The sequence below is a fragment of the Geminicoccus flavidas genome (genome assembly GCF_009806515.1).
Classification (GTDB): Bacteria; Pseudomonadota; Alphaproteobacteria; order Geminicoccales; family Geminicoccaceae; genus Geminicoccus; species Geminicoccus flavidus.
Map to the genome: position 1 here is coordinate 1 of NZ_WUJP01000183.1, position 3,851 is coordinate 3,851.

At 71.0% G+C, this 3,851-nt stretch carries 4 protein-coding genes; 2 read left to right on the forward strand and 2 right to left on the reverse strand.

From position 1 onward, the window contains the following. Positions 1-624: LysR family transcriptional regulator (locus tag EQG76_RS05055; protein ID WP_159711168.1), on the reverse strand; the 624-nt coding region annotated here is incomplete at its 3' end. 139 nt (positions 625-763) lie between these two features. On the opposite strand from EQG76_RS05055, the gene dgcN reads away from it, so the two are divergent. Then, positions 764-1,762: an N-acetyltransferase DgcN gene (gene dgcN, locus EQG76_RS05060; protein WP_159711170.1), complete on the forward strand. Its 999-nt coding sequence runs from the start codon at positions 764-766 to the stop codon at positions 1,760-1,762. Beyond that, positions 1,763-2,752, forward strand: a complete 990-nt coding sequence (dgcA, locus tag EQG76_RS05065) for an N-acetyl-D-Glu racemase DgcA (RefSeq protein ID WP_159711172.1) — start codon at positions 1,763-1,765, stop codon at positions 2,750-2,752. It begins immediately after the preceding gene. A gap of 7 nt (positions 2,753-2,759) precedes the next feature. Here the strand turns inward: dgcA and EQG76_RS05070 are convergent. Then, positions 2,760-3,851 (reverse strand): FUSC family protein (locus EQG76_RS05070; protein WP_159711174.1); only part of this gene is annotated, 1,092 nt, incomplete at its 5' end.

Consider the following 3,851-nt stretch of genomic DNA (forward strand, 5'->3'; position numbering starts at 1 on the left):
GTCGCGGCGCAGGGCACCCTGGAGCAGCTCGCCCAGCGGATCGGCCGGGTCCAGGGCGATGAACGGCCGGCCGGCGAGATCGCGCAGGGACAAAGGCTCGGGCAGGGCGGGGTCGGTCGCCACCGCGACCATCCGGGCCTGGGCGAGCGGCAGGGTCTGGATCGCCTCGTGCGGCGGCGCGTTGAACACGAAGCCCACGTCCAGCTCATGGTGCAGGAGGTTCTGGATTATCTCGTGGGTGTGGTGGGTGGCGACCTCGCAACCGGTGCCGGGCAGCACGCGGAGGAAGCGCTGCACCGCGCGCGGCAGGACGCCCAGACTGAGTGCCGGGATGGTGGCGACCCGGATGCGGCCGGCCTGGCTGTCGCTCAGGTTGCGGGCGAGCCGGCGGACATCGTCCATCGCGGCAAACGCCTTGCGGGTCTGAGCGAACAGGGCCTGGGCCTCGGCGGTCGGCACCAGCCGGCCGCGGTCGCGTTCGAACAGGCGCAGGCCCGCCTCCACCTCGGCCTGGGCCAGGAGCTTGGTCACCGCCGGCTGCGAGATGCGCAGCAGGCGCCCGGCGGCACTGGCGGTGCCAGCGAGCATGACCGTGTTGAAGACTTCGAGGTGGCGCAGGCGCATCGGGCCGTTTTTCCTGCGGTATCGCCCCGCAAACCATAACCCAGGCTCATGGGCCTTTCACTCTGGCTATGCGACGGCCGAGCCCATGGCGGCTAGGCTGTAGCCCGACTCACGCCTTCAACGGACGAAGACCACGCCGATGCTCGCCAGCCCCTACCTCCTTTATCTCGGCGACGTGCGCGACCCGATCAGCGCCAAGACCGCGCGCGGCATTGCGGTGTTCCGGCCCGAGCGCTGCGTGGGCCAGTACCGGTTGCCCGGCTGCACGCTGAGCGTGGGCCTGCCCGACCTCAGCCCGGCCGAGGCCGCGGCCAAGGGTGCCCGTACCCTCGTGCTGGGGATCGCCAACCACGGCGGCTATATCGACGAGGCATGGCTGCCGGCCATCATGGAGGCGCTGGAGCTGGGCATGGACGTGGCCAACGGGCTGCATGCCAAGCTCGCCGACATCGCACCGGTCCGGCAGCGCGCGGAGCGGCTCGGCCGCCGGCTGATCGACGTGCGCCACAGCGCCGGCAACTACCCGGTCGGCAAGGGCAAGCGCCGGCAGGGCAAGCGCCTGCTCACGGTCGGCACCGACTGCTCGATCGGCAAGATGTACACCTCGCTGCTGCTCGAAGCCGAGATGAAGAAGCAGGGCCTCCATGCCGAGTTCGCCGCGACCGGCCAGACCGGCATCCTGATCGCCGGCAGCGGCGTGCCGCTGGACGCGGTGATCTCGGACTTCATCTCCGGCTCGATCGAATGGCTGACCCCCGACCGCGATCCTGACCATTGGTGGGTGATCGAAGGCCAGGGCTCGCTGTTCCATCCCTCCTATGCCGGGGTGTCGCTGGGCCTCCTGCACGGGGCCGCCGCGGATGCGCTGGTGATGTGCCACGAGCCGACCCGCGAGCGGATGCGGCACATGCCGGACTACCCGGTGCCGGGCCTGAGCGAGGCCATGGCGGCGAACCTGGCGGCGGCGCGCCTGACCAACCCGGATGCGCACTTCGTCGGGATCGCGCTCAACACCCAGCACATGAAGCCGGACGAGGCGGACCTGCTCTGCCGGGTGATCGGGCAGGAGTTCCACCTGCCCTGCGTGGACCCGGTGCGCCACGGCACCGCCCCCATCGTCGCCAACCTGCCGGGCTGAATGGCGATGGACCTTCAGGTGACGATCGAGCGGCACGAGCTGGCGGCCGTGTTCCGCATCTCGCGCAGCAGCCGCACCGAGACCCAGGTCGTGGTGGCGACGCTGCGCCAGGGCGATGCGGTCGGCCGTGGCGAATGCGGACCGAACACCCGCTACGGCGAGACGCCGGGAGCGGTGGCCTTCCAGCTGGAGACGCTGGATCTTGTCGGGATCACGCCGGACGAAGCGGGCCGCCGCCGGCTCCTGCAGCGGCTGACGCCCGGTGCCGCGCGCAACGCGCTGGACTGCGCGCTCTGGGACCTGGAAGCCAAGCTCACCGGCAAGACCGTGGCAGAACTCGCCGGCATCACCCCGCCGGCACGGTTCCGCACCGCCATGACCCTCAGCATCGACACGCCAGAAGCGATGGCGGAGGCCGCACGCAAGCTCGGGTCGGACCAGCTCCTCAAGGTCAAGCTCGATGGCGAGCAGGTGCTGGAGCGGGTGGCGGCGATCGGCGAGGCCGTGCCTGGGGTGCGGCTGATCGTGGATGCCAACGAGGCCTGGTCGCTGGAGCTGCTCGGCCGCTGCCACGAGGCGCTGGCCAGGCTTGGCGTGGTCGCGATCGAGCAGCCGCTGCCGGCCGGGGCCGATACGGGACTGGCCGGCTTTCGCAGCGTCGTGCCGCTCATCGCCGATGAGTCCTGCCATGTCTCGGCCGACCTGCAGCGCCTGGCCGACCGCTATGCCGGGGTGAACATCAAGCTCGACAAGACCGGCGGGCTGACCGAGGCGCTGGCCCTGCGTGACGCAGCACGGGCAGCGGGCATGCATGTCATGGTGGGCTGCATGCTCGGCACCTCGCTCGCCATGGCGCCGGCCAGCCATCTGGTCGAGGGCACCTTCCTGATCGACCTGGATGCCCCATTCCTCCTGCGCACCGACCGGCAGCCTAGCATGATGGTCGAACCGGGCGTGCTGGACCCGCCCAGACCGGCGCTCTGGGGCTGATGATCGGCTAGCGCCCGGCCAGGCCGAAGCGGAGCAGTTCCTTCCCGTCTCGCAGCGCGCCGGCCGTCTCCAGCAGCATGCCGCGGGCCTGCGGCTCAGGCACATGGGCCGCGTGCTGCTCCAGCAGAACCGCGACCTCGTCCGGGGCGATCGCGAGATCCTGCAGGGCTGCCAGCGCCTCGTCTAGGGTGCGGCGCGTGGCATCGTCCAGGTCCGGCCGTGCCAGCTCACGGTGCAGGCCGACGATGGCATGGCCGAGATTGAGCACGGCCAGCAGCCCGCCCGGCGCCCTGGCCCCTAGGCTGGCGGCACGGCCCAGATGCAGCATCAGCCGCAATATCCTGGCTGGGCCGACGCTGCCGGGCGGCGCCGACGGCCGTTGCCCTGCCACCAGCAGGGCGAGGTCGCCGCGGATCGCTTCCACCACCGCCATGGCCTGCCGGTCGGGCCGGCGCGGCAGCAGGCGAAAGCCGGTGGTGACGACCAGTGCCGAGAGCACCAGGGCGGCGACTTCCTCCAGGATCCTGCCGAGCGGTGCGGTGGGCGTGGGCAGGACGGCCTGGCTGGTCAGGAGGAAGCACATGTTGAAGTCGATGCCGGGAATGGCGGTGCGCCGGCTGGCCCGCACTAGGCCGCCCAGCGCCATGAACGGCGCCACCGACAGGATCAGCTCCAGGGGCGAGGCGACGAAGGGCTGCACGGCCAGCCGGTAGAGGATCGCCATGACCACGCCGCCTAGTACGCCTCCCAGCATCCTGGGTGCTATCACCTGCGGCAGCGGCATCGCACCCAGCACCATCGAGAAGATGCACATCCCCAGCACGGCCAGTTCCGCCACCGGCCAGCCGGACCACCATCCTACCGCCCCGCCCAGCAGCACAGCCAGGCCCGGGACGATGCCGGTCATGATCGCCACGCGCCATTCGCGATGCGGGGCGAGATAGACCGCCTTGGGGCGGAAGGAACGGGCATCGGCATTCGGGTCGCCGATCAGCAGTGCCTCGGCACCCGCCTGGCGATCCAGGGCCTGGGCAAGTCGCGGGTCCAGCGAACGCAGGCCGAGCAGAAGATCACCCAGTGCCGCCGGCAACGCGGGCGC